The sequence below is a fragment of the Methanobrevibacter sp. genome (genome assembly GCF_045116495.1).
Taxonomy (GTDB): Archaea; Methanobacteriota; Methanobacteria; order Methanobacteriales; family Methanobacteriaceae; genus Methanocatella.
Genome location: NZ_JBGULU010000185.1, coordinates 1 through 3,270 on the forward strand (window position 1 = coordinate 1; position 3,270 = coordinate 3,270).

Genomic DNA, 3,270 nt, shown 5'->3' on the forward strand with positions numbered 1-3,270 from the left:
GAAATCTTATCTAAAGCTGCAGAACCATAATAAGGCATAATGACCAAACCAATTATAGTTGTCATCCAGAATGAAATTAACCTTTCAATAACGGTTGCAGCCGCACTGACTGAAGCCGGAATACCTGCAGCCGAATAAAATATAATCATTAAACCGTCAACAGCTCCAAGACCTCCAGGAAGAAGAGGAATCATACCGACCAGACAAGCCACGATAAATACTTCCCCGATTACTATCAGATTCACATTTGCTCCAAATGCTAAAAACACCAAATAAACCCTAATAATTTCAAAAATCCAAATTACAAAAGATAATGTAAGAGTATATGCCAGACCTTTCTTATTTGACATCAGCATCTTCATTGTATCTTGAAAACCTAAAATGGCATCATGAATCTGATTTTCAAGTTCTTCAGAATTTTTCTTGTAAAATCTCCTAACAAGACCTATAATCCAGCCGTCAACTCTTTGTCCAAAGCCGGGATTAATACACATGTAAATAAGGATTGCCAATACTATAACAATAGCAATGACTGCCAAAACCATTACAATGATTAGCCATAAATCGAAATTGAAAAAGAGCGCCATTGATGCAATTGTGATTGCAGCCAGCACAACAAAAGGAAATGTATCCAAAGCCCTATCCGCAACAACAGTCGCAAAAGAATCTTCAAAACGATAGTTTTCATTTGATTTGGATAACAGATACGCCCTTACAGGCTCTCCACCCCCACGTCCGGAAGGAGTGATGTTATTAACAGCAAGACTTACCAGAACCATTGGGAGCAATTTCATTATGCTCACATCCATATCCGCCAATTTACTAAGGATTTGCCAGCGCAAAGTATATAAAAAATAAGTAAATATTTGAGTTGCAATAGCTAGAGCTATAATCCATAAATTAGCCATTTTTAAAGCATCCAACACCTGGTCAATACCTACAAACCACAGCATTATGAGCAAAATAATAACGCTGATTCCCAATAATATTATTGTTTTACGATCCATATGCCTAACCTTATATTACTTATATATTCATGTTACTTATAAATTTATATAGAAAGGTAATCAAATTATTACATTAATGAGGTATATAACAAAATCGGATTTAGTGGTCGTTGCATTAAATTCAGGGAATTTAATGATTGGAATCGGAGCAATGTGTTTAGTTCCCCTGATTTTCGATTTGGTTTACTTTGAATTCGACGTGATCAGTTTTGTTATACCTGCAGCAATTTCTATATTATTAGGACTATTTTTTAGAATATATTTCAAGGAATATGAAAATAAAAAAATACGGCTAAAACATGGTATGATTCTCTCATCATTTGCTTGGCTGTGGGCAAGTATAATTGGAGGAGTCGTATTTATGCTTTCGACAAATATGGCGCCAATCGATGCTGTTTTTGAAAGTATGTCCGCTTTAACAGGGAATGGAATGACCCTATTTCCTGATGTCGAAATACTGCCACACAGCGTCCTATTTTTCAGAGCATTTGAACAATGGGTTGGTGGATTGGGAGTGGTCGTTATGATTATAAGCGTTTTGGCAAAGCCAGGACTGGTATCATCAAAACTGTACCAATCAGAAGCACGTGACGAACGTATCAAACCAAGTGTTAAAACAACCCTCGAAAAAACAATTATAATCTATGGAATCTATACCATTGGAGGAATTATTTTATATTTACTTGCAGGAATGCCCCTATTTGATTCCATCTGCAGCACACTCTCCATTATCTCAACAGGCGGAATGAGCATTAAAAATGCAAATATGGGATACTATCAAAATGACCTGATTTATTTCATATCAATCGTTCTGATGATACTTGGTGCTACAAGCTTTTTAGTTCACTACAAAGTTATCAAAACAAGAGGAAAATCATTGATTGAAGACCTGCAATTTAAAATCATAATAAGCGTGATTGCCATCGTTACAGTACTACTATATTTTGTATCAAACATTGTTCCGATGGACCTACTATTTACAGTAGTATCTGCAATTACAACAACCGGAGCAAGCGTTGTTTCCCCTACAGATATGGGAAACTGGCCACCATTTGTAAACATTTGTTTAATGTGTTTGATATTGACTGGAGGTTCAAACGGCTCTACTGTAGGTGCAATCAAGCTTGTTAGAATGATTACTTTCTTTAAAGGAATATACAGACATGTTCGTGAGATATTATCTCCTGAAGGAAGAGTGGTTCCCGTAAAATTACAGGGCCGTAAAATACCTGAAAAGGCAATATCCCAAGCCGGAAACTTCATTACACTTTACATGATGTTTATAATGTTTACCTGGGCATTGTTCTGCCTATACGGCTATGACCCATTTAAAAGCCTGTTTGCAGCCATGTCACTACAGGGAAACAACGGTTTGGAGCTTGGAATAGTCACACCCTCATTAAATCCTGTGATAAAAATAGTAAGCATGTTTGATATGTGGACAGGAAGACTGGAAATATATCCTGTACTAATCACACTTAGAGCATTTTTCGAAATTTTTAAAAGATAAATATATAACATTCAAAAATAAATATTGATTATCAAATATTAATGGGGAGATTTGATGTATGCAATTATTATGGGAGGAGGTCGTGTCGGACTTGCTCTTGCGAATTTATTAATAGATAATGGATTTGACATAACTTTAATTGAAAGTGATGAAGGATTATGCTCAGAAGTAGCTGGAGAACTTGATGCTCTCGTTATTCATGGAAACGGTACAAGTTCAAAATTGCTTGAAGAATCAAACATTGAAGATGCGGATTACTTCATAGCCACTACAGGAAACGATGAAGCAAACCTGCTTTCATGCATTTTAGTTAGAAAATATAATGTTGAAACAATCATTGCCCGTGTAAGTAATCCTGACCACGAAGAAGCATTTAAAGAAGTTGGAATTGACAGAGTAATCAGTCCGGAAATAAGTGCTGCAAGAGATTTGGCCCAATTTGTTACAAATCCAAGAGTATCAAAATTAACAACTCTCGGAGAAGGTGATGCCGAGATTCTTGAAATGACAATAACAAATGACAAAATTGTTGGAAAACGATTTAAGGAAGTGTCTCCAACCAAAGATTTCATAATCATTTCCACCTATCAAAGAGGAAAACTGATGATTCCTCAGCCGGATGACATCATTTCCCGTGGAGAAAAAGTATCCATCCTTGTTAAAAGGGGAACATTGAAAAATGTATCAAAAAAATTAGAAAAATAAAATTATAAATAGGAATAAGACAATCTAATATGGTCTTTTCCATTATTT

The 3,270-nt window shown here is 35.5% G+C and carries 3 protein-coding genes; 2 read left to right on the top strand and 1 reads right to left on the bottom strand.

The window, feature by feature from the left end:
• Positions 1-1,007 (bottom strand): UPF0104 family protein (locus ACJMLH_RS09785; protein WP_405277175.1); only part of this gene is annotated, 1,007 nt, incomplete at its 3' end.
• Between the two features lie 76 nt (positions 1,008-1,083).
• Between ACJMLH_RS09785 and ACJMLH_RS09790 the strand changes: the two genes are divergently transcribed.
• On the top strand, positions 1,084-2,517 hold the full coding sequence (locus ACJMLH_RS09790; RefSeq protein WP_405277177.1) for a TrkH family potassium uptake protein: 1,434 nt from the start codon (positions 1,084-1,086) through the stop codon (positions 2,515-2,517).
• 54 nt (positions 2,518-2,571) lie between these two features.
• Positions 2,572-3,222: a potassium channel family protein gene (locus ACJMLH_RS09795; RefSeq protein ID WP_405277179.1), complete on the top strand. Its 651-nt coding sequence runs from the start codon at positions 2,572-2,574 to the stop codon at positions 3,220-3,222.
• The last annotated feature ends 48 nt before the right edge of the window (positions 3,223-3,270 follow it).

What these genes read in the sequence shown, in the direction of transcription:
- ACJMLH_RS09790 (WP_405277177.1), top strand. Translation starts at nt 1,084, where the DNA reads ATGAGGTATATAACAAAATCGGATTTAGTGGTCGTTGCATTAAATTCA.
- ACJMLH_RS09795 (WP_405277179.1), top strand. Translation starts at nt 2,572, where the DNA reads ATGTATGCAATTATTATGGGAGGAGGTCGTGTCGGACTTGCTCTTGCG.